The organism is Solimonas sp. K1W22B-7, assembly GCF_003428335.1.
GTDB lineage: Bacteria > Pseudomonadota > Gammaproteobacteria > Nevskiales > Nevskiaceae > Solimonas_A.
On record NZ_CP031704.1, the window covers coordinates 571,959 to 595,398 of the forward strand.

The 23,440-nt window shown below is 68.8% G+C and carries 21 protein-coding genes; 16 read left to right on the forward strand and 5 right to left on the reverse strand.

Annotated features, from left to right (window positions below):
- Positions 1–85: 85 nt before the first annotated feature.
- The 3 genes from D0B54_RS02830 (at position 86) to recG (ending at position 4,886) form a co-directional block, all read left to right on the forward strand.
- Positions 86–2,251 (forward strand): RelA/SpoT family protein, encoded by a 2,166-nt coding sequence (locus D0B54_RS02830; protein WP_117288971.1) that lies wholly within the window; start codon positions 86–88, stop codon positions 2,249–2,251.
- 162 nt (positions 2,252–2,413) lie between these two features.
- Positions 2,414–2,797 (forward strand): RidA family protein, encoded by a 384-nt coding sequence (locus tag D0B54_RS02835; RefSeq protein WP_117288973.1) that lies wholly within the window; start codon positions 2,414–2,416, stop codon positions 2,795–2,797.
- Complete coding sequence (recG, locus tag D0B54_RS02840) at positions 2,790–4,886, forward strand: ATP-dependent DNA helicase RecG (protein WP_117288975.1); 2,097 nt, start codon at positions 2,790–2,792, stop codon at positions 4,884–4,886. Before D0B54_RS02835 ends, recG begins: the two co-directional genes overlap by 8 nt.
- A 141-nt stretch (positions 4,887–5,027) precedes the next feature.
- On the opposite strand, the gene D0B54_RS02845 is transcribed toward recG, so the two are convergent.
- Positions 5,028–5,867 (reverse strand): MerR family transcriptional regulator, encoded by an 840-nt coding sequence (locus D0B54_RS02845; RefSeq protein ID WP_117288977.1) that lies wholly within the window; start codon positions 5,865–5,867, stop codon positions 5,028–5,030.
- Positions 5,868–5,918: 51 nt separating this feature from the next.
- On the opposite strand from D0B54_RS02845, the gene ubiA reads away from it, so the two are divergent.
- Both ubiA and D0B54_RS02855 read left to right on the forward strand, forming a co-directional pair.
- A complete protein-coding gene (ubiA, locus tag D0B54_RS02850) occupies positions 5,919–6,785 on the forward strand; it encodes a 4-hydroxybenzoate octaprenyltransferase (protein ID WP_117288979.1) in 867 nt (288 codons plus the stop codon).
- A complete protein-coding gene (locus D0B54_RS02855) occupies positions 6,782–7,630 on the forward strand; it encodes an alpha/beta hydrolase (RefSeq protein ID WP_117288981.1) in 849 nt (282 codons plus the stop codon). Before ubiA ends, D0B54_RS02855 begins: the two co-directional genes overlap by 4 nt.
- 87 nt (positions 7,631–7,717) lie before the next feature.
- Here the strand turns inward: D0B54_RS02855 and D0B54_RS02860 are convergent, their stop codons facing one another.
- From D0B54_RS02860 to D0B54_RS02870, 3 genes are all read right to left on the reverse strand, one after another.
- Positions 7,718–8,212, reverse strand: a complete 495-nt coding sequence (locus D0B54_RS02860) for a VOC family protein (RefSeq protein WP_117288983.1) — start codon at positions 8,210–8,212, stop codon at positions 7,718–7,720.
- Positions 8,213–8,250: 38 nt separating this feature from the next.
- Positions 8,251–9,657, reverse strand: a complete 1,407-nt coding sequence (gene dbpA / locus D0B54_RS02865; protein ID WP_117288985.1) for an ATP-dependent RNA helicase DbpA — start codon at positions 9,655–9,657, stop codon at positions 8,251–8,253.
- A 183-nt stretch (positions 9,658–9,840) separates the two neighbouring features.
- Positions 9,841–10,503: a ComF family protein gene (locus D0B54_RS02870; protein ID WP_117288987.1), complete on the reverse strand. Its 663-nt coding sequence runs from the start codon at positions 10,501–10,503 to the stop codon at positions 9,841–9,843.
- Positions 10,504–10,577: 74 nt separating this feature from the next.
- On the opposite strand from D0B54_RS02870, the gene bioB reads away from it, so the two are divergent.
- Genes bioB through bioD form a run of 7 tightly spaced genes read left to right on the forward strand, consistent with a single transcriptional unit; the run spans position 10,578 to position 17,572 of the window.
- Positions 10,578–11,669, forward strand: a complete 1,092-nt coding sequence (gene bioB, locus D0B54_RS02875; RefSeq protein ID WP_117288989.1) for a biotin synthase BioB — start codon at positions 10,578–10,580, stop codon at positions 11,667–11,669.
- A gap of 25 nt (positions 11,670–11,694) precedes the next feature.
- A complete protein-coding gene (locus tag D0B54_RS02880) occupies positions 11,695–13,542 on the forward strand; it encodes a CHASE2 domain-containing protein (RefSeq protein WP_117288991.1) in 1,848 nt (615 codons plus the stop codon).
- Positions 13,539–14,018 carry an SH3 domain-containing protein gene (locus D0B54_RS02885; RefSeq protein ID WP_117288993.1) on the forward strand — a complete coding sequence of 160 codons (480 nt, stop codon included), beginning with the start codon at positions 13,539–13,541 and terminating at the stop codon, positions 14,016–14,018. Before D0B54_RS02880 ends, D0B54_RS02885 begins: the two co-directional genes overlap by 4 nt.
- An 11-nt stretch (positions 14,019–14,029) precedes the next feature.
- Positions 14,030–14,878: a M48 family metalloprotease gene (locus tag D0B54_RS02890; RefSeq protein WP_117288995.1), complete on the forward strand. Its 849-nt coding sequence runs from the start codon at positions 14,030–14,032 to the stop codon at positions 14,876–14,878.
- Positions 14,875–16,071: an 8-amino-7-oxononanoate synthase gene (gene bioF / locus D0B54_RS02895; protein ID WP_240433541.1), complete on the forward strand. Its 1,197-nt coding sequence runs from the start codon at positions 14,875–14,877 to the stop codon at positions 16,069–16,071. Before D0B54_RS02890 ends, bioF begins: the two co-directional genes overlap by 4 nt.
- Positions 16,072–16,073: 2 nt before the next feature.
- Positions 16,074–16,859, forward strand: coding sequence for a malonyl-ACP O-methyltransferase BioC (gene bioC / locus D0B54_RS02900; RefSeq protein ID WP_117288997.1), 786 nt, complete (start codon positions 16,074–16,076; stop codon positions 16,857–16,859).
- Entirely contained in the window at positions 16,856–17,572 is a 717-nt protein-coding gene (gene bioD / locus D0B54_RS02905; RefSeq protein ID WP_117288999.1) for a dethiobiotin synthase, read from the forward strand. Before bioC ends, bioD begins: the two co-directional genes overlap by 4 nt.
- A gap of 8 nt (positions 17,573–17,580) precedes the next feature.
- Here bioD and D0B54_RS02910 read toward each other — a convergent pair whose 3' ends face one another.
- On the reverse strand, positions 17,581–19,038 hold the full coding sequence (locus D0B54_RS02910) for a YdgA family protein (RefSeq protein WP_117289001.1): 1,458 nt from the start codon (positions 19,036–19,038) through the stop codon (positions 17,581–17,583).
- A gap of 242 nt (positions 19,039–19,280) precedes the next feature.
- Between D0B54_RS02910 and D0B54_RS02915 the strand changes: the two genes are divergently transcribed.
- From D0B54_RS02915 to D0B54_RS02930, 4 genes are all read left to right on the forward strand, one after another.
- Positions 19,281–19,820 (forward strand): DUF2244 domain-containing protein, encoded by a 540-nt coding sequence (locus D0B54_RS02915; RefSeq protein ID WP_117289003.1) that lies wholly within the window; start codon positions 19,281–19,283, stop codon positions 19,818–19,820.
- A gap of 4 nt (positions 19,821–19,824) precedes the next feature.
- Positions 19,825–21,084, forward strand: coding sequence for a cytochrome c oxidase subunit II (coxB, locus tag D0B54_RS02920; protein WP_205527253.1), 1,260 nt, complete (start codon positions 19,825–19,827; stop codon positions 21,082–21,084).
- Positions 21,085–21,102: 18 nt separating this feature from the next.
- Positions 21,103–22,767: a cytochrome c oxidase subunit I gene (locus tag D0B54_RS02925; protein ID WP_117289005.1), complete on the forward strand. Its 1,665-nt coding sequence runs from the start codon at positions 21,103–21,105 to the stop codon at positions 22,765–22,767.
- Positions 22,768–22,885: 118 nt separating this feature from the next.
- Entirely contained in the window at positions 22,886–23,440 is a 555-nt protein-coding gene (locus D0B54_RS02930) for a cytochrome c oxidase assembly protein (RefSeq protein WP_117289007.1), read from the forward strand.

Below are 23,440 nucleotides of genomic sequence, written 5' to 3' on the forward strand. Positions count from 1 at the left end.
GAAAGAAAGCTTAGGCCCGCGCAAGCGGGCCTTTTTCATGGGCGTCTTGTTAGTTGGCTCTCCAGCCACGACATATACTCAAGCCATGGAACTGCCCGTCATCCAGCGCATCAGCACCGTCATCCGTACCCAGCGCGCCGAGCGCGAGTACGGCATCGACGCGCTGACCAAGCTGCTGGAGGGCTACCTCACCGACGAACAGATCGCCGAGGTGCGCCGCGCGGCGGAGTTTGCCAGCAACGCGCACAAGGACCAGCGCCGTACCTCCGGCGAGCCCTACGTCTACCACCCGCTGGCGGTGGCGCGCATCCTGGCCGAGATGCGGCTGGATCACACGACGCTGATCGCGGCGATCCTGCACGACGTCATCGAGGACACCGGCATCTCCAAGGATTCGCTGGCCCTGGAGTACGGCAAGGACGTGGCGGAGCTGGTCGACGGCGTCAGCAAGATCGGCAAGATCGAGGGCATGAGCCGCGCAGAGCGCCAGGCGGAGAGCTTCCGCAAGCTGCTGCTGGCCATGACCCACGATTTGCGCGTGATCCTGGTGAAGCTGGCCGACCGCCTGCACAACATGCGCACGATGACCCACGTGGCGCCGGACAAGCGCCGCCGCATCGCGCAGGAAACGCTGGACATCTACGCCCCCATCGCCCAGCGCCTGGGCATCCACACGATCCGCACCGAACTGGAGGACCTCGCCTTCGAGGCGATCTATCCACGGCGCTACTTCGTGCTGTCGGCGGCCATCCGCGAGCAGATGGGTGATACCCGCAACGTCATCAAGGAGGTGGAGCAGAAGCTCTCCACCGCCCTGAAGAAGGAGGGCATCGGCGCCACCGTGGTGGGGCGCGAGAAGAACATCTACAGCGTCTACCAGAAGATGCAGCGCAAGAAGCTCAAGTTCCTGAAGGTCATGGACCTGCTGGGCTTCCGCGTGATCGTGGCCAAGGTCGACGACTGCTACCGCACGCTGGGCGTGGTGCACCACGTGTTCAAGCCGGTGCCGGGCGAGTTCGACGACTACATCGCCAACGCCAAGTCCAACGGCTACCAGGCGCTGCACACCGCCTCGATCGGCCCCGGCGGTCACAAGATCGAGGTGCAGATCCGCACGCGCGACATGCACCACGTGGCGGAGAGCGGCATCGCGGCCCACTGGCAGTACAAGCTCGGCGCCCGCGACGGTACCGCCGCGCCGCAGGCCCGCGCCCGCGAGTGGCTGCGCGGCCTGTTCGACACCCTCAACAACTCCTCCTCGGCCGACTTCCTGGAAAGCGTCAAGGTCGACCTGTTCCCGGACGAGGTCTACGTCTTCACGCCGCGCGGCGACATCCGCCGCCTGCCGCGCGGGGCCACGGCCGTGGACTTCGCCTTTGCCGTGCATTCTGAGCTGGGCGAGCACTGCGTGGCCTCGCGCGTCGACGGCCAGCTGGAGCCGCTGAACTCGCCGCTGAAGAACGGCCAGACGGTGCAGATCATCACCGCCCGCCATGCCCGCCCGAACGCGGCCTGGCTCAACTTCGTCAAGACCGCCAAGGCGCGCACCTCGATCCGCAGCTACCTCAAGAACCAGCGCGAGGACGAGGCGATCCGCCTGGGACGCCGCCTGCTGGAGATCGCCATGCGCGAGCTGCAGGTGCCGATGGCGGCGCTCAAGGACGAGAAGCGCTATGCCCCGGTGCTGAAGGCCTATGGCCTCAACGACATCGAGGACCTGTTCGTGTCCATCGGCACCGGCAACCGCCTGGCGCCGCTGGTGGCGCGCCAGCTGCTGCCCGAGCACGAGATCGACAAGCCGGCACAGGGCCTGGCGCAGTCGCTGGCCATCGAGGGCACCGAGGGCCTGGTGCTGGACTACGCGCGCTGCTGCTACCCGGTGCCGGGCGACGACATCCGCGGCAACGTCAGCGTCGGTCGCGGCATCGTCGTGCACCGCAGCGACTGCCGCCACGCCAAGGCGCGCCCGGAGGACTGGGTGCCGCTGACCTGGGCCGACCAGGTGCTGGGCGACTACCTGGCCGAGGTGCGGGTCAAGGCGGAGAACCAGCGCGGCCTGCTGGCGCGCGTCACCACCGAGATCGCCGAAGCCGGCTCTTCCATCGAGAACGTCCAGATCCCCGACCGCGGTGGCGGCGAGGGCCTGGAAATGCGCTTCATCATCACCGTGCGCGACCGCGTGCACCTGGCGCGCGTGCTGCGCCGCATCCGCCGGCTGGACTCGGTGGAGCGCGTCATCCGTGCCGGGTGACGGCCGGCAAGCAAAAGCATTATGGTCCGCAAATGAACGCAAATGAACGCGAATAGGCCAATGCCGGGATAGCCTGTTTTCTGCGGGCTTTGCGATTTGCGTTGATTCGCGTTCATTTGCGGACCGGGATTCTTTTCTGCACCTCCAACACATCTCCAAACCATGACTCGCGAAATCATCCAGACGGACGCGGCCCCGGCCGCCATCGGCACCTACTCGCAGGCTGTGAAGTGCGGCAACACGGTCTACCTCTCGGGCCAGATTCCCCTGGACCCGAAGACCATGACCCTGCTCAACGCCACGATCGAGGACGAGATCCACCAGGTGTTCAGGAACCTCTCGGCGGTGGCGCAGGCCAGCGGCGGTTCGCTGGCCGACGTGGCCAAGCTCAACATGTTCCTCACCGACCTGGCGCACTTCGCCAAGGTCAACGAGATCATGGGCCAGTACTTCAAGCCGCCGTACCCGGCGCGCGCCGCCATCGGCGTGGCCAGCCTGCCCAAGGGCGCGCGCGTCGAGGCCGACGCGATCCTGGTGCTTGGCTAAGCCCGAAACACCACGCAAGGCCGCCTCCGCCCCGACGCTCGCCACCGAGGTCATGTACCTCAAGGGCGCCGGGCCGGCGGTGGCGCTGCGCCTGCGCGCGCTCGGCATCGAGCGCGTGCGCGAGCTGCTGTTCCACCTGCCGCTGCGCTACGAGGACCGTCGCCGCGTCACGCCGGTGATGCAGCTGCGCGACGGCGAGGAGGCGCAGGTGCGCGCCCGCGTGCTGCATGCCGAGGTGCGCTATGCCGGCCGCCGCAGCCTGCGCGTGCTGGTGGACGACGGTGGTGCCGGCCTGCTGCTGCGCTTCTTCCACTTCAACGAGGCCCAGCGCCAGGCCTTCCAGCCGGACCGCTGGATCCAGGCTTACGGCCCGGTGCGCCATGCCGCGCAGGGCTGGGAGATGGTGCACCCGGAGTACCGCCTGGCCGACCGGCCCGAGGACTTGCGCACCGAGGACCGGCTGACGCCGATCTACCCGCTGACCACCGGCATCACCCAGGCGCGCCTGCGCACGCTGGCGCAGCAGGCGCTGAAGATCGCCGAGGGCGATGGCGGCCTGGCGACGCCGCTGCCGGAGCTGGGCGAGATCGGCACGCTGGCGGCGCTGCGCGTGCTGCACCAGCCGCCGGGCGACGCCGACACCGCCGCGCTGATGAGCTGCGCCCACCCGGCGCAGCAGCGCCTGGTGCGCGAGGAGTTGCTGGCCCACCAGCTGTCGATGCGCCTGCTGCGCAACCGGGTGAAGGCCGGCGCCGCGCCGCGCATCGACGGCGTGCCGGCGGCGCTGAAGGCACTGCAGGCGGGGCTGCCGTTCTCGCTCACCGGCGCGCAGCGGCGCGTCATCGGCGAGATCGCAAAGGACCTGGGTACCGCGCGGCCGATGCTGCGCCTGGTGCAGGGCGACGTTGGCTCCGGCAAGACCCTGGTGGCGGCGGCGGCCATGCTCACGGCCGTGCGTGCCGGCTGGCAGGCGGCGCTGATGGCGCCCACCGAACTGCTGGCCGAGCAGCACGCGCGCAACTTCCGCCAGTGGCTGGAGCCGCTGGGCGTGGAGGTGCAGCTGCTGGCCTCCAGGCTGAAGAAGTCCGCCAGGGACGCGGTGCTGGCGCGCATCGCCGACGGCGGCGCCGGCATCGTCATCGGCACGCACGCGGTGTTCCAGGCAGCGGTGAGTTTCCACCGCCTGGGCCTGGTGGTGGTGGACGAGCAGCACCGCTTCGGCGTGCAGCAGCGCCTGGCGCTGCGCGACAAGGGGCCGGGCAAGCTGTCGCCGCACCAGTTGATCATGTCGGCCACGCCGATCCCGCGCACGCTGGCGCAGACCGTCTATGCGGACCTGGACGTCAGCGTGATCGACGAGCTGCCGCCGGGCCGCTCGCCGGTGGTGACCGGCGCCATGTCCAACGAGAAGCGCGGCGAAGTGCTGGCGCGCATCGGCGAGGTTTGCGCGCAGGGGCGCCAGGCCTACTGGGTGTGCACGCTGGTGGAGGAGTCCGAGCAGGTCGAGGCACAGGCGGCGGAGGACACGGCACTGCAGCTGCGCGCCGAGCTGCCGGGCCTGCGCGTGGGTCTGGTCCACGGCCGCCTCAAGTCCGAGGAGAAGGACCTGCAGATGCGCGCCTTCAAGGAAGGCCATACGCAGCTGCTGGTGGCCACCACGGTGATCGAGGTGGGTGTGGACGTGCCCAACGCCAGCATCATGATCATCGAGAACGCCGAGCGCCTGGGCCTGTCGCAGCTGCACCAGTTGCGCGGTCGCGTCGGTCGCGGCGCGGTGGAGAGCCAGTGCCTGCTGCTGTACAAGCCGCCGCTGTCGGAGACGGCGCGGCAGCGCCTGGCGGTGATGCGCGAAACCAACGACGGCTTCCGCGTAGCGCAGAAGGACCTGGAGCTGCGCGGGCCGGGCGAGTTGTTCGGTCGCCGCCAGACCGGCGTGATCGGCATGAAGCTGGCGGACCCGTTGCGCGACGCCGACCTGGTGGCGCCGCTGCAGGCGCTGGCGGACAAGTGGCTGCAGCAGCAGCCGGGCCGGGCGGAGCTGCTGATCGGGCGATGGATCGGGGATGTGGGGCGGTATGCCCAGGTGTGAATTTCCCCTCTCCCGCTGGCGGGAGAGGGTGGGGTGAGGGTGGAGCCTTCAATCGGCGGCGCAGTGCGTAACCGCCACTGCACCACCCTCACCCCAGCCCTCTCCCGCTAGCGGGAGAGGGAGTAAAGCACGTCAGCCGCCCTACGACTTTTGCTGCTGCGGCAACTGCTCCAGCACATGTGCCAGCACGTCGCCGAGGTTCTGCTTGATCGCCCGCTCCATCGCGCGCGCCACTTCGGCGTCCACCGCGATGTCGGCCACCGGGCGCAGCTTCCAGATGGTTTCCGCCAGGCGCGGCACTTCGCTGGCCGGCGGCAGCTTGCCCTGCATGTACGGCGCGAACACGTGCTCCACGATCAGCTGCACGATGCCGTTGGCGGCACGCTCGACGTTGCCGCGCAGCATGCGCACGATGTCCAGCAACTCCGACAGCGGGATGCCCATGGCCACCAGCTCACCGGCGGCGTGGATCAGCTGCGGGCGCGGCGCGCGGAAGCGCAGGCCCTCGGACTGCAGGATGTCCAGCTCCACCGCCTTGCGCAGCACCGGAGCGATCTCGGAAGCCTTGATGCCCTTGCCGAGCAGCTTCACCAGTTCCGGCATCGTGAAGTAGCCGGGCAGTTCCTCGGACCAGGGCGTGGTCAGCGCGGACTCCAGGCCCAACAGCTGGCGCAGGTCCTGGCCCTGTTCCCAGGCGCCGATCAGTTCCGCGATGTTGGCCAGCGTGTAGCCGCGATCCAGCAGCTGGCCGATCAGGCGCAGGCGTGCCAGGTGCGAAGCGGTGTAGATGCCGGTGCGGCCGCGCTTCTCCGGTGGTGGCAGCAGGCCGCGGTCCTGATAGGCACGGACGTTGCGCACGGTGGTATCGGCCGCGCGCGCCAGTTCGTCCACGGTGTATTCAGAGCCGTCGCGCAGCCCGCCCTTGGGTGCTCCGCGCCGCGGCTTGGCGGCTGGAGTGTCCGCCCCTGATTTCCTTTTCATGCCAAGATGATAGCGCAGCTGCGAGACTTTTTTACCCACCCCGCCACAAGCATGCGCGCCAAACTTGCCGACTACGCCCGCCTGATGCGCCTGGACCGGCCCATCGGCATTTACCTGCTTCTCTGGCCCACCCTCTGGGCCCTGTGGTTTGCCGCCGGGGGGCTGCCGCCGGGGCATGTGCTGCTGGTCTTCGTGCTGGGCACCGTGCTGATGCGCTCGGCCGGCTGCGCCATCAACGACTTTGCCGACCGCGACTTCGACCCCCACGTGGCCCGTACCCGCGAGCGCCCCCTGGCCGCCGGCCGGGTCAGCCCGCGCGAGGCGCTGATCCTGTTTGCCGGGGTCTGCCTGCTGGCGCTGGCCCTGCTGCTGTCGCTGGGCAACCTGCAGGTGGTGCTGTGGTCGGTGCCGGCGGTGCTGCTGGCGGCGGCCTATCCCTTCATGAAGCGCTGGATCTCGATTCCGCAGGCGGTGCTGGGTCTGGCCTTCTCCTGGGGCATCCCCATGGCCTGGGCAGCGCTGGGCCTGGAGGTGGACTGGGCCAGGGTCCTGCCGCTGATGGCGGCGAACATCGCCTGGGTCATCGCCTACGACACCTGGTACGCCATGGTGGACCGCGAGGACGACCTGAAGCTGGGCGTGAAGTCGGCGGCGATCCTGTTCGGCCGGCATGACCGCCTGGTGATCGCCCTGCTGCAGGGCGGGGCGCTGCTGCTGCTGATCCAGCTCGGCCAGAACACCGGGCGCGGCGAGTACTACAACGGCGGCATCGCCGTGGCCTCGATGCTGGCGGTGTACCAGCAGTGGATCACCCGCGGCCGCGAGCCGGCACGCTGTTTCCAGGCTTTCCTGAACAACCACTGGTTCGGTGCCGCGATCTTCATCGGATTGGCGCTGGATTACGTACAGAGAGCATGAAGATCAAAATCCTGCTGTCCGCCCTGGCCCTGCTGCTCGCCGGCTGCGCCACCCGCATCGGCGCCACCGGCGCCCCTGCCAAGATGCCGGAGACCGACGTGGCCTACACCGTGCAGAAGGACATGACCTACACCCCGGCCGGCTGGCCCGTGGCATTGCAGGCCGATCTCTGGCGCCCGGCGGTGGGCGGCGCCAAGCCGGCGGTGCTGCTGGTGCATGGCGGCGGCTGGACCGGCGGCAAGCGCCAGCACATGGACAGCATCGCCAAACGCCTGGCCGGGCGCGGCTACGTGGTGATGAACATCAGCTACCGCTTCGCGCCGCAGTACCGTTACCCGGCGCAGATCGAGGATGCGCGCGAGGCGCTGCACTGGCTGCGCGCCAATCACGAGGCCCTGCAGGTGGACCCGCAGCGCATCGCCGCCTGGGGCTACTCCGCCGGTGCGCATCTCGCCGCGCTGCTGGGCGCTGCCGACGCCGTGCCTGCGGATCGCGTGCAGGCGGTGGTGGCCGGCGGCATCCCCGCCGACTTCCGCTACTACCCCAAGAGCCCGCTGATCGGAAAGCTGATGGGCACGACGCTGGCCGACGACAGCGCCGGCTGGACCGCCGCCTCGCCGGTGACCCGCGTCGGCCGCGGCAGCCCGCCGTTCTTCCTCTATCACGGCAGCTGGGACACCACCGTCGGCGACAAGAACGCCCATGCGATGAAGGTTGCGCTGGATGCGGCGGGCGTCGCCAACGAGCTGTACATCCTGCACGGGCTCGGCCACATCCCGGCGTTCTTCTTCGACGGCGGCGCGGTGAAGGCAGGGATCGCGTTCCTGGATCAGCGCATGCCTTGAGTGTTCTTTTTCGTGGGAGCGGCCTTGGCCGCGATCTTTCAAAGATCGCGGCCAAGGCCGCTCCCACGGAGGAATGACGATCTCGCGCTAGCCCTCGTAAGCCGTCTGCAGCGCCGCGATATCGAGCTTCTTCATCTTCAGCATCGCATCGATCACGTGGCTGGCCTGCTGCGCCGTGCCCTTCATCCACTCGCCCATCTGCGCCGGCACGATCTGCCAGGACAGGCCGTAGCGGTCCTTGAGCCAGCCGCACTGCTGCGCCTCCGGATCGCCGCCCTCGGAGAGCGCGAGCCAGTAGTGGTCGATGTCTTCCTGCGTGCGGCAGTTCACCTGCAGCGAGATCGCCTCGCTGAACTTGAACACCGGGCCGCCATTGAGCGCCGTGAACTTCTGCCCGTCCAGCTCGAACTCCACCGTCATCACGCTGCCGGGCTGCTTCTGGTGGAGTTCCTGCCCGGCCTCGGTGAAGTGGGTGAGCTGGGTGATGCGCGAGTTGGGGAAGACCGTGATGTAGAACTTCGCGGCCTCTTCGCCCCGGTCGTCGAACCAGAGGCAGGGGGTGATGGTCTGGATGCGGTCCATGCGGGGCTCTTCCTTGCGGTGATGACGCTCAGACAATCTTAGACAATCTCCCGCACGCGGAATTTCTTCCCTTTGATCTTGCCGTCGCGCAGGGCCTGCAGCGCCTTCTTGGCCAGCTTCTTGTCGATGGCGAAGTAGGTGCGCGTGTCGAAGGTGTTGATCTTGCCGATGGCGCCGTTGGGGATGCCGGCCTCGCCGGTGAGGGCGCCGAGCAGGTCGCCGGGGCGCAGCTTGTCGCTGCGGCCGCCGTCGACGCAGAGCGTGACGACGTTGGCGGGCAGGGGACGGTCGGCGGAGAAGGCGCCCGAGACCAGCTTGCCGACGTCGAGCTTGGTTTCCAGGCGCTGCTCGATGGCGGTGACGCGGGCATGCTCGCGCCCGGCGAACAGGTGCAGCGCCAGGCCGGTGGCGCCGGCGCGGCCGGTGCGGCCGACGCGGTGCACGTGCACGTCGGGATCGGCCGGCAGCTCGTAGCTGATCACCGCGGCGAGGTTCTTGATGTCGAGGCCGCGTGCGGCGATGTCGGTGGCCACCAGGATGCGGAAAGTGCCGTTGGCGAACTGCACCAGCACCTCGTCGCGGTCGCGCTGGTCGATGTCACCGTGCAGCGCCGTCACCGAGAAGCCGCGCTTGGACAACTGCGCCTCCACTTCCTGCGCGTCGTTCTTGGTGTAGCAGAACACCAGCGCGGACTCCGGCTTGTGCACGCTGAGCAGGTGCGCCAGGCCGTCGAGGCGGCGCGAGGCATCCACTTCGTAGAATTTCTGCTCGACCTGCGCGGTGGTGGTGGCGGTGTCGGTCCGCGCTTCCACTGGCTTGTTCTGCAGGCGCTTGCTGACCGCGCGCACTTCGTCGGGGAAGGTGGCGGAGAAGAACAGCGTCTGGCGCGTCTTCGGCGCCAGCTCCACGATGGCGCGGCTGGCCTGCTCGAAGTCGGCGTCGAGCATGCGGTCCGCCTCGTCCAGCACCAGCACGCGGAGGCTGTCGAGCTTGAGCGTGTTCTGCTCCAGGTGCTCCAGCACGCGGCCAGCCATGCCGACGATGATGTGCGGCTCGTGCTCCAGCGAGGCCAGCTGCGGGCGCTTGGAGATGCCGCCGCTGAGGATCGACAGCTTGATGTTGGGCAGGCAGCGCGCCAGCCGGCGGATTTCCTTGGCGATCTGGTCGGCCAGTTCGCGCGTCGGGCACAGCACCAGGGCCTGTACCTGCTTCAGTTCGGGGTCGATGCGCGACAGCAGGCCCAGGCCATAGGCCGCGGTCTTGCCGCTGCCGGTGCGGGCCTGGCCGATGACGTCGCGGCCTTCCAGGATCAGCGGCAGGCTCAGCGCCTGGATCGGCGTCATCTGCCGGTACTCCAGCGAGTCCAGCGCCTGCAGCAGGGCAGGGTGCAGGGGCAGGCTGTTGAAGGGCTGGGAGGGCGGCTGCGCCGGGGGCTTGGTTTCCACGAATCACCTTGTTGCGGGTCGCGCCGGACGGTGCGGCGGGCGGATTGTGAGGCTTGGCGCAAGTTTTCGCTGTTTTTCGCCCGTGGCGGGTCGGGGGGTAGGAGCGAGCTTGCTCGCGACCGGTCGGGATGGGTGACCTTCTCCACCTTGTCGCGAGCAAGCTCGCTCCTACCTTTCAAAGCCTTACGCCGTCCTGGCCACCGCCCAGGCTTCGATCCGGGCGGCCCCCGCCGCCCGGCAGGCCCGGGCCAGTTCGGACAGGGTCGCCCCGGTGGTCATGACGTCGTCCAGCAGGGCCACATGTAGGCCAGCCAGGGGCCTACTAATAAGGAAGGCGCCGCGCAGGTTGCGGCGGCGTTCGACCGCGCTCAGGCCGATCTGGTCCGGGGTGGGGCGGTGGCGGACGGCGGCGCGGGGGTCGCTGGGGATGCCGGTCAGGCGGCTCAGCTGGCGGGCCAGTTCGCCGGCCTGGTTGTAGCCGCGCCGGGCCAGGCGCCAGCGGTGCAGGGGTACGGGCAGGATCAGGTCGGGCCGCGAGGGCAGGCGCGGCGCCAGCAGCCGGCCCAGGCGCGCGGCTTCGATGAAGCGGCCCTGGTACTTCAGGCGATGAATCCCTTGCTGGACAGGCACTTCCAGGCGAAACGCGGTCCAGGCCGAGTCGTAGGCCGGGGGCTTGGCGGCGCAATGGCCGCAGCGTTCGCCATGGATCTGGGGGCGGGCGCAGCCGGGGCAGGCGGGGTCGTTCCAGGGCAGGCCGGCCTGGCAGTCGGGGCAGGCATCGCTGCCGGGGGCGTCGCACCAGGCGCAGGCGGCCGGGAACAGGGCATCGAGCCAACCGTCAACCATGTGGCATGGTCCCTGGTTGACAACATCTGCCTCCAAACCGAAACTGCTGCCCACGATTCATAGGGAAAACGTTCATGAGTACCGATCTGCGCCACGACTGGACCCGCGAAGAGGTCCAGGCCCTGTTCGAGTTGCCTTTCAGCGACCTGATGTTCCGCGCCCAGAGTCTGCACCGGCAGAACTTCGACGCCAACAAGGTGCAGCTGTCGACGCTGCTGTCGATCAAGACCGGCGCCTGTCCGGAGGACTGCGGCTACTGTCCGCAGTCGGTGCGCTTCAATACCGGCCTGAAGACAGAGCCGTTGATGGACGTGGACGCGGTGCTGGAAGCGGCGCGCGAGGCCAAGGCCAACGGTGCGGCGCGCTTCTGCATGGGCGCGGCCTGGCGTTCGCCGAAGGACCGCGACCTGGCCAAGGTCGAGGACATGGTCAAGGGCGTGAAGGCGATGGGCCTGGAGACCTGCCTGACCCTGGGCATGCTCAAGGAGCACCAGGCGCAGAAGCTGGCCGATGCCGGCCTGGACTACTACAACCACAACCTCGATACCTCGCCGGAGTTCTACGGCAAGATCATCACCACCCGCACCTACCAGGACCGCCTGGACACGCTGCAGCATGTGCGCAGCGCCGGCGTGAAGGTCTGCTGCGGCGGCATCGTCGGCATGGGCGAGGAGAAGCAGGACCGCGCCGAGCTGCTGCGCCAGCTCGCGGTGATGACGCCGCATCCGGAGTCGGTGCCGATCAACAACCTGGTGCAGGTGGAAGGCACGCCGCTGAAGGGCGCCGAAGCCCTGCACCCGCTGGAGTTCGTGCGCACGATCGCCGTGGCGCGCATCCTGATGCCGAAGGCCTACGTGCGCCTCTCCGCCGGCCGCACGGCGATGACCGAGGAACTGCAGGCGATGTGCTTCATGGCCGGCGCCAACTCGATCTTCTACGGCGAGAAGCTGCTGACCACCAGCAACCCGCAGAACGCCAGGGACCGCGCGCTGTTCGCGCGCCTGGGCATCTCGCCCGAGGGTGGCAGCTTCGAGCCGGTTGCCGAACAGGGCCAGCCGCATGCCGATGACCACGAGCAGGGCTGTTGCGGACACGAGCACTCGCACGAAGCGCCGCCGGCGATGATGGCCGAGGGCTGCGGCAGCGCGACGGCCTGCGCCGAGTAAGTTTTCGCAATCCCGGGCCGCGACGATGGCGAATCGCTCGCTGAACGCCGCGGCCCTGCTGCTGGCGGCGCTGGCGCTGCTGGAACTGGGGCTGCTGCACCTGGGCTCCGGCCTGGAACACCGATTGTCCGACGCCTTCGTGCGTGCGCAGGCAGGGCTGCTCAAGCCTGACGCGGACATCGTCATCGTCGATATCGACGAATCCAGCCTGGCGCGCATGCAGGAAGAGGCCGGCAGCTGGCCCTGGCCGCGCGCGGTGCATGCCGACCTGCTGGCGGGGCTGGAGGCGCAGCAACCGGCGGCGATCGTGTTCGACCTGCTGTTCGCCGAGGCCGACCGCTTCCGTCCCGAGAGCGACCAGGCCTTTGTCGATTCGCTGCAGGGCGTGGCCAACGTCTATTTTCCGATGCTGCGGCTCGACGCCGCCGACGATGCGCGCGGCGTGCCGCTGCGCGAGTTCGCCCCGGCGCTGGGTGCGCTGAAGCAGACCGGCGCGCGCGAGGACGCGCGGGCGATGCTGCTGCTGCCCACGGTGCTGCCGCCGGCGCTGTGGCGCACCGGCGTGGTGAACTTCCTGGAGGACGACGATGGTGTCGGCCGCCGCTACCCGCTGCGCATGAATCTCCAGGGCTGGGAGCTGCCCTCGCTGCCGGCGCGCGTGGCGCGCGACCTGGGCTGGCCGCTGCCGCCGGGGGAGGAGCTGCAGCTGCACTGGCGTGGGCGCCCCGGCGCCAGCTTCGAGCACGTGTCCTATGCCGACCTGCACGAGGATTTCCTGCGCCGCGAGCGCAGGCGGCCGGCCGGCGAATTCCGCGGGCGCGTCGTGGTGATCGGCACCGCTGCCTCGGGCCTGCGTGACCTGCGCGTGACGCCGATGGGCAGTCTCTATCCGGGCGTGGAGATCCTGGCCACGGCGCTGGACAACCTGAAGAATCAGCGCCAGATGCAGCGGGCGCCGCTGGCGGCGACGGTGGCGCTGAGCTGGCTGCTGATCGCCCTGCTGTGGCTGGCGTTCCGCCTGCGCGGGCATGCGCTGGGTGTCGGCCTCGGCCTGTCGCTGGTCTCGGCGGGGCTGATATGGCTGGCCTGGGCGGCGGTGCCGCGGCTGTGGCTGCTGCCGGTGCTGCTGCCGCTGGTCTTCGCCTGGGCCTTCTACTTCACCGGGGCCTTGCTGGAATACCTGCGCGAGCGCCGCGCACGGCGCCAGGCGGTGCAGATGTTCGGGCGCTTCCTGAACCCGGTGGTGGTCAACAAGCTGATGGAGCGCGGCGAGACGGTGGAGTCGCTGTCGGGCAAGCATCACCAGCTCAGCGTGCTGTTCTCCGATATCCGCGGCTTCACCTCGCTGTCGGAGACGCGGCCGCCGCAGGAGATCGTGGAACTGCTCAACCGCTACTTCAGCAAGCAGGTAGCGATCGTGTTCCGCCACGGCGGCACGCTCGACAAGTTCATCGGCGACTGCATCATGGCCTTCTGGGGTGCGCCGATTCCCGATGAGCGTCATGCGCAGAATGCGGTGGCCTGCGCCCTGGACATGCAGAAGGCGCTGCTGGAGTTCCGCCAGGAGCTGGGCGCGGCGGCGGTGGACTTCGACGTCGGCATCGGCATCCATTCCGGCGCGGCGGTGGTGGGCTTCATCGGCGCCGAGCAGAAGCTGGAATACACCGCCATCGGCGACACCGTGAACCTGGCCAGCCGCGTCGAAGGCCTGACCAAGGGCGTGGCGCGCATCCTGGTGTCCAGCGAGACCATGGCGCTGTGCGCGAAGCAGTTCCGGTTCGTGTCACGCGGTTCATTTAAGGTAAAGGGCAGGGCGCAGGAAGTGCAGCTCTACGAGCCTGAATCGGAACCTGAACAGGGAGAAACCTCATGAAGCGATGGATTGCGGTGCTGCTGGTGGCTTGCGCCGGCGGAGCATGGGCCGCGGAAAGCGGCGTGCTGGCCAAGGCCAGCGACCTGAAGCAGGAACCCTTCGTCGATGCCGCCACGGTGGTGCAGTTGCCGGCGGCCGCGCCGCTGGAAGTGCTGGCGCGCCAGGGGGCCTGGATGAAGGTCAGCAGCGGCGGCCAGACCGGCTGGGTGCGCCTGCTGTCGGTGCGCCTCGCGGCAGGGCAGGCACGTGCCGGCGAATCGGGCCTGGCCAAGGCGGCCAACGTCGCGCTCAGCGGCAGCAGCGGCACTGCCGTGGCCACCGGCGTGCGCGGGCTCGACAAGGAACAGATCGCCAACGCCTCGCCCAACCCGGCGGAGGCGGCGAAGCTGGAAGGCTACGCGGCGGTACAGGACAAGGCGCGCAGCTTCGCCAAGGCCGGTCCGCTGTCCGAACAGAACGTCCCCTACCTGCAGTGAGGAGCACGACCATGAAGACACTCGCATTCGTCGCCGCCTCGCTGCTGGCGCTGCCGGCCTACGCCGCCGATTTCGGCAGCCTGCTGAACAAGGCGCAGGAAGCGGTCAATACCTACGGCCAGGACGCGGCCGGCGTGGTCACCGAGAAGAGCGTCGACGAGGAACGCGACATCGGCCGGCAGTGGGCCGAGACCCTGCTCGGCGCCGCGCCGCTGTGGAACAACGACAAGGCGCAGCGCTACGTCAACGAGGTCGGCCTGTGGCTGGCGCTGCACAGCGAGCGGCCGGAGCTGGCCTGGCGCTTCGGCGTGCTGGACTCGCCCAACGTCAATGCCTTTGCCACGCCCGGCGGCTATGTCTTCGTCACGCGCGGCCTGCTGGCGCGCATGCGCAGCGAGGCCGAGCTGGCCGGCGTGCTGTCGCACGAGATCGCGCACGTGGTGCGCAAGCATCACCTCGCCGCGGTGCGCAAGGCGCAGGGCATGAGCCTGGGCGGCAAGCTGCTCAAGCAGTTCGCGATCAAGGACAAGGGCAACGAGCAGGTCAACGAGCGCCTGCTCGGCGGCCTCAAGGAAGTGATGAGCCGCGGCCTGGACAAGGGTGACGAGTACGAGGCCGACCGCATGGGCGTGGTGATCGCCGCGCGCGCCGGCTACGACCCCTATGGCCTGCCCGGCGTGCTGCAGACGCTGCAGGCCCTGGGCGCGCAGGATTCGACGCTGGCGCTGATGTTCGCCACGCACCCGGCGCCGGAGGCGCGGCTGGAGGCACTGGACAAGGCCATGGGCAGCTCGCTCGACGCCTATGCGGCGCAGCCGCAGCTGCAGGCGCGCTTCCAGAAATCGGTAGGAAGGCCTTGAAAGCAAAACCTGTCCCCGCGGTTGTGGCAGAACATCCGCTGGACGCGCGCCTGCGCGTCGAGCTGGAAGCGCTGCGCCAGCGTGCGCTGTACCGCACGCGCCGCGTGATCGAGGGCGCCCATGGCGTGACGATCACGGTCAACGGCCGAGAGTGCCTGAACTTCTGCAGCAACGACTACCTGGGCCTGGCGGCCGATCCGCGCGTGGCCGCTGCCGCCAAGGCGGCGCTGGATGCCGGCGGCACCGGCAGCGGCGCGGCGGCGCTGATCTCCGGCTACAACCGCGAGCACCAGGCGCTGGAGGAGGAACTGGCGGATTTCCTCGGCCGGCCGCGCGCGCTGCTGTTCTCTTCCGGCTGGGCCGCCAACCTCGGCGTGATCCGCGCGCTGGCCGGGCGCGGCGACTCGGTGATCGCCGACGAACTCAACCATGCCTCGCTGATCGACGGCGGTCGCCTCAGTGGCGCGCAGTACCTGCGCGCCAATCACGTCGATCTCAACTCCTGGGCGGTGGCCCTGGTCGCCGCCGACGGCGAGCAGCGCCTGGCGGTGACGGACTCGGTGTTCAGCATGGACGGCGACCTCGCGCCGCTGCCGCAACTGGCGCAGCTCTGCGCCACGCGCAACGCGACGCTGATGGTGGACGACGCGCATGGCTTCGGCGTGCTCGGCGAGCATGGCGAAGGCGCGGTCAATGCCGCCGGCCTGTCGGTGGACGAAGTGCCGGTCTACGTCGCCACGCTGGGCAAGTCGCTGGGTTGCAGCGGTGCCTTCGTCGCCGGCTCGGAAATGCTGATCGAGTACCTGGTGCAGCGCGCGCGCACCTGGGTGTTCTCCACCGCGCCGCCGCCGGCGATCGCCGCCGCCGCGCGCCGCGCGCTGCGCATCGTGCGCGACGAGCCGGAGCACCGGCAGCGCCTGCAGGACAACGTGCGGCGCTTCCGCGCCGGCGCACGCCAGCTCGGCATTCCGCTGTCGGAATCGGAAACGCCGATCCAGCCCTTGCTGATGGGCCAGGAACAGCGCGCGCTGGACCTGTCGCAGCGCCTGTTCGACCGCGGCTACTGGGTGGCGGCGATCCGCCCGCCGACGGTGCCGCATGGCACCTCGCGCCTGCGCATCACGTTCTCTGCTGCGCATACGGCGGAGCAGATCGATGGGCTGCTGGAAGGCCTGGCGGCGGGCCTGAAGTAGACATGCTTGCCTCCCAGATCGACTCCGCCCGCGCGGCGCGCAACTTCAGCGCCGCTGCCTCCAGCTACGAACGCGCCGCGACGCTGCAGCAGCAGACGCGCGAGACCTTGCTGGCTCAGCTGGCGGCACGCGTCACCGAACCGCGGCGCCTGCTGGACCTGGGCTGCGGCACCGGCGCCGGTGCGCAGAAGCTGCACGCGCTCTATCCGCAGGCGGAAGTGCTGGCGCTGGACCGCGCGCCCGGCATGGCGCGCATTGCCCTTGCCGCCGGCCTGGACGCGCTGGTGGCCGATGCGCAGCGCCTGCCGCTGGCCGCGCAGAGCTGCGACGCGATCCTGTCGAACCTGATGCTGCAATGGTGCCCGCAGCCGCAGCGGGCGCTGGCCGAGGCGCTGCGCGTGCTGCGGCCGCAGGGCTGGCTGTGCTTCAGCGTGCCGGGCCCGGCGACGCTGCGCGAGCTGCGCGCGGCCTGGTGCCAGGTGGACGATGCCGAGCATGTGCACCGCTTCGCCGCTGCCTCGTCCTGGCTGGCCTGGGCCGAGAACGCGGGATTGCAGCTGCACAGCCTGGAGGCGGCGACGCTGCGGCAGCGCCATGCGGACGTGTTCGCGCTGATGCGCAGCTTGCGCGAAACCGGCGTGGTCAATACCAGCGCCGATCGTCGCCGTGGCCTGCTCGGGCGCTCGGCATTGGCGGCGCTGGAGCGCGCTTACGCGCCCTGGCGCAGCGGCGACGGCATCGTCGCCAGCTGGGAGATTCTCACCCTGGTGCTGAGGCGGCCGGCATGACAGCCGCAAAGACCCTGTTCGTCACCGCCACCGACACCGGCGCCGGCAAGACCCTGGCGGCCAGCGCGTTGCTGCATGCCTTGCGCGCCGACGGCCGCCGCGCCTGCGGCTTCAAGCCGGTGGCGGCCGGCGGCATCGACACGCCGCAGGGCCTGCAGAACGAGGACGTGCTGGCGCTGCAGGCGGCGGCCGGCACCGACGAGCCCTATGAATGGCTCAACCCCTGCCTGCTGCGTGAACCGGCGGCACCGCACCTGGCGGCGGCGGCCGAGGGCCGCGGCATCCGCATTGCCGATCTCGACATCGCCCATCGCGAGCTGGCCTCGCGCCACGAGGTGATCGTCGCCGAAGGCGCGGGGGGCTGGCAGGTGCCGCTGGACGAGGTCTGGACGCTCGGCAGCTGGGTGGCGGAACGCGAGTGGCCGGTGATCCTGGTAGTGGGCATGCGCCTGGGCTGCCTCAACCATGCGCTGCTCAGCGCCGAGTCGATCACGCGGCGCGCCAAGCTGGCCGGCTGGATCGCCAACGTGCTGCCGCCGCAGATGCCGCTGCTGCAAGGCAACATCGAGACGCTGCGGCGGCGCTTCGCCGCGCCGCTGCTGGGCGTGATCCCGCCGCATGCCGACCTGGCGACCGCGGCGCGGGCGCTGGACCTGGCGCCGCTGCGGCGCCTGCTGTCGCCGACGCCACCGCTGCCGGACGACGAAGAGTAGCCGTCGCGCTACTCCTCGGATTCCCCTTCCGCCTCTGCGCCCTCTTCCTCCAGGGGTTCCTGCGGTCCCGCCAGTGCAGCGGCGACGCTTTCAAAGGGCTGGCCGTTGACCGTGACCGCGCCGGCCTGCAGCTTGATGCCCGTGCGGTAGCGGCCATCGGCTTCCGCCACCAGCAGGCCGCCCTGCTGCAGGTTGTCGACCAGGATGCGGCTGCCTTCCTCGGCCATCGCGCTGGCATCGACCGACTCGTCGCCCGATGCCAGGGCCTGCAGCTGTGCCTGCTTCTCGACCTGCCTGCGCATCACGCCGGTCATCAGGCTGCGCGGCAGCACGACAGTGGCCTCTCCAGCCAGGTCGGTCATCGGCGAGAACGCGCCAGTGCCGCTGCCGACGTAGGCCAGCTTGCCGCTCAGCTCCAGGGCCGAGCCGTTGTAGCTGAAGCGGCCCTCGTCGATGCTCAGCTGCGGCTTCTTCGCCAGCAGGGCAGGCAGCTGCGTCGTCATGATCTGCTGCACCACCTGCAGCTGCGCCTCCGGCGTGTCGGCCTTGGCCTGCTCCATCGCCTCGTCGTAGGCCCGCAGCGCAGCGGCGTCGAGCCTGGAGACGGTGAGCTTGAGCGCGAAGTCGCTGATCACGTCGGCACCGATGCTGAGCCGCTTGCTGCGCCAGGCTACCGACGAGCTGACCAGGCCGCCGGCCTCGCTCGAGTCGGAGGCGAGGCTGAACCCCTCGAACTGGAAGCCGCTGCCCATCATGCTGGCCTCGGCATGGGCCAGGTCCATGCTGCCGCCGCCCAGCCAGAGGCCGCTGTCGGCACTCTTCTGCATCTGTGCCTTGACGCCGAGCCCGCGCAGCGTGGCCTTGCCCATGTCGCTGCCGGCGCGAAATTCCGGTGCGCTCAGGTCGAAGCGGGCGTTGCCGCCGCGGGGGTCGTAGCTGAAGCTGCCGCTGAGGCCGCTCCAGGCCACTTCCACCGGCATCTCGTCATTGGCCAGGGTGCTTTGCGCCGCGGGGGAACTCAGGGTGCCGCGGGCGCTGCCGTCCAGGCCGAAGCGGGTGGTCACGGTCAGCGGACTGGCGCCGCCGAAGAAGCGCGATACCGCCGAGTCCGGTCCCGGCCCCGGGCCCAGGGTGCTGGTGACGCGGGCGTAGCGCAGGCCGGCCAGGCCGAGCCCGTGCTCGATGCGGTGGTTGAAGTCCAGGGCCAGCGGGGCGCCCGGCTCTTTTCCCTCCTCGCCCGGGCCGGGGATCAGCTCCAGCCGGGTGCGGGCGGTGCTGGAATAGAAGCCACGCTCGTAGCTGATCAGGACGACCCGGACCGGCACCCCGGCGGTGGCCAGGCCGACCTGGGCCATTTCCGCGCGAAAGTTCTTTTCGATGCGCTGTCCCAGCACCCAGGGAGCCGCCACCAGTGCGGCGCCGGCCGCGACCATCCCGGACGCCAGCAGCGTCTGCCTGCCATTCATGTCGAGCCCCCCAGGGGTTTGCGGCCCCGCCGGGCTTTTTGCCGGGCAGCTGCCGGAAATGAGTATATCTTCACCGGCCGTCCGGCATTGCGCCTCCGGTCGCGCCCCCCGGGAGCGCCGGTGCGGAAAAAAAATGCCGACCCATCCGGCGTTTGCAAGGCCTGCACCGGGCAAAAAATGCTTCGCAGCCTTTGCGCGGCTGGATTGCGTTGCACTACAATTCCGCGGCTGGACGCCGTCGGATGACTGCCCCCGTAAATACCAGACTGGTCATCGGACCCAAGGCCTCGCTGACGCCACGTCACGCGGCCTGGTTCATGGCTTCGCTGGCGGTTCCGGGTCTGGGCATCGCGGGGGTGTTCGCCGCCCAGGGGTTCTGGCCCATTTTTCCGTTTGCGGGTCTGGAGTTGTCGGCGCTCGGGGCGGCCCTGTGGGTTTCCCTGAGGCGTAACCGTTACCGCGAGGTGCTCGGCTTCGAAGGCGGGCAGCTGGTGGTGGAGTTCGGTGTCCTCGGCAACGGGGTGGGGCGGCGGGTGGTGTTGCCCAGGGGGTGGACGCGTGTGGTGCTCGAGCGGGGCCGGCACCGGAACGATCCATTGCGGTTGTGGCGGGTATACGCGGGGCAGAGGGTCGAGATCGGCCGTTGCCTCACCGATGACGAACGCGCGGGTTTGCGCGGGCGCATCCAGGAATTGCTGAGGCCCGTGGCTGCTGGTGCCGCCGCGGGTGCAGTCGGTAGGGGGCCCAAGCCCTCCACCCAAGACTTATGTTCGGGAGAGTAAGGCGATGAAGATGGGACGGCTCGCGCGTATCGCAGCAGGTACCTCACTGGCTCTGGCGGCTTTTGCCGTGCAGGCGTACACGGAAACCAGCGGCGGCTACAACCTGCCGACCGGCGTCACCGACCTGAGCAAGGAGGTCCATGGCCTCCACATGCTGATCTTCTGGATCTGCGTGGCCATCGGCGCCGTCGTTTTCGGCGTGATGACCTACTCGATCATTCATCACCGCCGCTCCAAGGGCCACAAGCCCGCCGACTTCCACGAGTCCACCACCGTGGAAATCCTCTGGACCTCGGCGCCCTTCATCATCCTGATCGGCATGGCCATTCCGGCCGCCGGCACCCTGATCAAGATGGAAGACACCCGCAACTCGGACATGACCGTGAAGGTCACGGGCTACCAGTGGAAGTGGGAATACGAATACCTGGGCGAGGACGTCAAGTTCTTCTCGACCCTGTCGGCCGAGTCCAACAAGGCGCGCCAGCTGGGCTCGGGCATCGACCCGAACACCGTGCCCAACTACCTGGTCGACGTCGACAACCCGCTGGTGCTGCCGGTGGGCAAGAAGGTCCGCTTCCTGGTCACCGCCAACGACGTCATCCACGCCTGGTGGGTGCCCGAGATCGCCGTGAAGAAGGACGCCATCCCGGGTTACATCAACGAGACCTGGGCCAAGATCAACACGCCGGGCACCTACCGCGGCGTCTGCGCCGAGCTCTGCGGCCGCGACCACGGCTTCATGCCGATCGTGGTCAAGGCGCTGCCGGAAGCCGAGTACAAGGAATGGCTGGCCAAGCAGAAGGGCGGTGACGCCGCTGCGGCCCCGGCTGCCGCCGCCCTGCCGGCCACGGTCGTCGCCGCCGCGCCGGCCGTCACCGCCACCGACGCCGCGCCTGCCGCCGCGCCGGTCGAGGTTGCAGCCGCTCCCGCGGCTGCTGCCCCCGCCGCTCCGGCCGCCGCCAAGGACCTGTCCAAGGACGAGCTGATCAAGAAGGGCGAGTCGGTCTACACCGCCAACTGCTCGGCCTGCCACCAGGCCACCGGCAAGGGCCTGCCGCCGAACTTCCCTTCGCTGGTCGGCAGCAAGATCGTCAAGGGCGCCGCGATTGAACACATCAAGCAGACGCTCAACGGCAAGGGCATGATGCCGCCGTTCAAGCACCTGTCCGACCTCGACATCGCCGCCGTGCTGACCTATCAGCGCAACTCGTGGGGCAACAGCAGCGGCGTGGTTCAGCCGGCCGCCGTCGCCGCCGCGCGCTAAGAAATTCTGGAGTTGAACATGGCTCACCACGACCACGCCCACGACGATCACGCTCACGACCACGAGCACCATGGTCCCGAGAAGGGAATCATGCGGTGGATCAAGACCACCAACCACAAGGACCTGGGCACGCTGTACCTGTTCCTGGCCTTCACGATGTTCTTCATCGGCGGCTTGATGTCGCTGGTGATCCGCGCCGAGCTGTTCCACCCCGGCCTGCAGTTCGTCGATCCTGAGTTCTTCAACCAGATGACGACGATGCACGCCCTGGTGATGATCTTCGGCGGCGTCATGCCGGCCTGGGTCGGCCTGGCCAACTGGATGGTGCCGATGATGATCGGCTGCTCCGACCTGGCGCTGCCGCGCGTCAACAACTGGGGCTTCTGGATCCTGCCGTTCGCCTTCTCGATGCTGATCGGCACGCTGTTCATGGAAGGCGGCGCCCCCGCGGGCGGCTGGACCATGTACCCGCCGCTGGTGCTGCAGACCGGCAACGCCTTCCCGTTCCTGATCTTCGCCGTGCATCTCATGGGTATCTCGTCGATCACCGGCGCGATCAACGTGGCGGTGACGATCCTGAACATGCGCGCCCCGGGCATGAGCCTGCTGAAGATGCCGCTGTTCGTCTGGACCTGGCTGATCACCGCCTACCTGCTGATCGCGGTCATGCCGGTGCTCGCCGGCGCCGTGACCATGCTGCTGACGGACAAGTACTTCCTGACCAGCTTCTTCTCCGGCGCCGGCGGTGGCGACCCGGTGATGTTCCAGCACATCTTCTGGTTCTTCGGACACCCCGAGGTGTACATCCTGATCCTGCCGGCCTTCGGCATCGTCAGCACGATCATCCCGACCTTCGCGCGCAAGCAGCTGTTCGGCTATGACTCGATGGTGTACGCGGTGGCGTCGATCGCCTTCCTGTCGTTCATCGTCTGGGCGCACCACATGTTCACGGTGGGCATGCCCCTGGCCGGCGAGCTGTTCTTCATGTTCGCCACCATGCTGATCGCGGTGCCGACCGGCGTGAAGGTGTTCAACTGGGTGGCCACGATGTGGAAGGGCTCGATGACCTTCGAGACCCCCATGCTGTTCGCCCTGGCCTTCGTGTTCCTGTTCACCATCGGCGGCTTCTCGGGCCTGATGCTCGCGATCACGCCGGTGGACTTCCAGTATCACGACACCTACTTCGTGGTCGCGCACTTCCACTACGTGCTGGTGCCGGGCGCGGTGTTCGCGATCCTCGCGGGCGTCTACTACTGGATCCCGAAGTGGACCGGCCGCATGTACAACGAGACCTGGGGCAAGATCCACTTCTGGACCTCGGCGGTCTTCATCAACCTGACGTTCTTCCCGCAGCACTTCGCAGGCCTGGCCGGCATGCAGCGCCGCGTGCCGGACTACGCCGTGCAGTTCGTCGACTGGAACGTCCAGTCCACGGTCGGCGCCTTCGGCTTCTTCATCGTCCAGTTCATCTTCATCATCAACATGCTGGCCTGCTGCTACGGCTGGTTCGGCCGCAAGCAGGGCCTGCCGGACCGCGTCTGGGACGGCGCGCACGGCCTGGAGTGGACGGTGCCGTCGCCGGCTCCGTACCACACCTTCGAGGAGCCGCCGGTCATTTCCGACAACGAGCTGACCGCGGTGCACGACGCAGTCGATGCGCTGGATCACCACAAGCTGAGCTGATGAGCGTGACCGTCGACAAGCAGGCCAGGGCCCGCCGCAACAAGATCCTGGGGATCGTGCATCTCCTGATCGCGGTGGGCATCCTGGCGGCCTTCGTCTTCGTGCAGAGCCACCGCTGATGGAATCCGGCGCCCGACGCAGCACCTGGAAGTTCGGGCTCGTGGTCGTCGGGATGTTCGGGTTCGGCTTTGCGCTGGTGCCGCTGTACAACGCGCTCTGCGACGCCATCGGCCTCAACGGCCGGGTGAAGATGCAGGCGGCGGTGGCGGCGCCGATACAGGTGGACGAGAGCCGCATGGTGACCGTGCAGTTCGTCACCACCGTCAACGGCGGCCGGCCCTGGCAGTTCCGTGCCGAGGAAGCCAGCGTCAAGGTGCACCCCGGCGAGTTGCGGACCGTGAAGTTCTACGCCCGCAACACCGAGGACCGGGCGCTGGTCGCGCAGGCGGTGCCCAACGTGGCGCCGATGGAAGCGGCCAAGCACATGCGCAAGACGGATTGCTTCTGCTTCAACCAGCAGCCCTTCGCGGCAGGCGAGGAGAAGCACATGCCGGTGGTGTTCATGCTCGACCCGGCATTGCCGGCGGACGTGGACACCGTCACGCTGTCGTATACGTTTTTTGAAGTGGAGCAGGTGGCTCACAAGAGCGCACCGGCACAACCGAAGATTTGA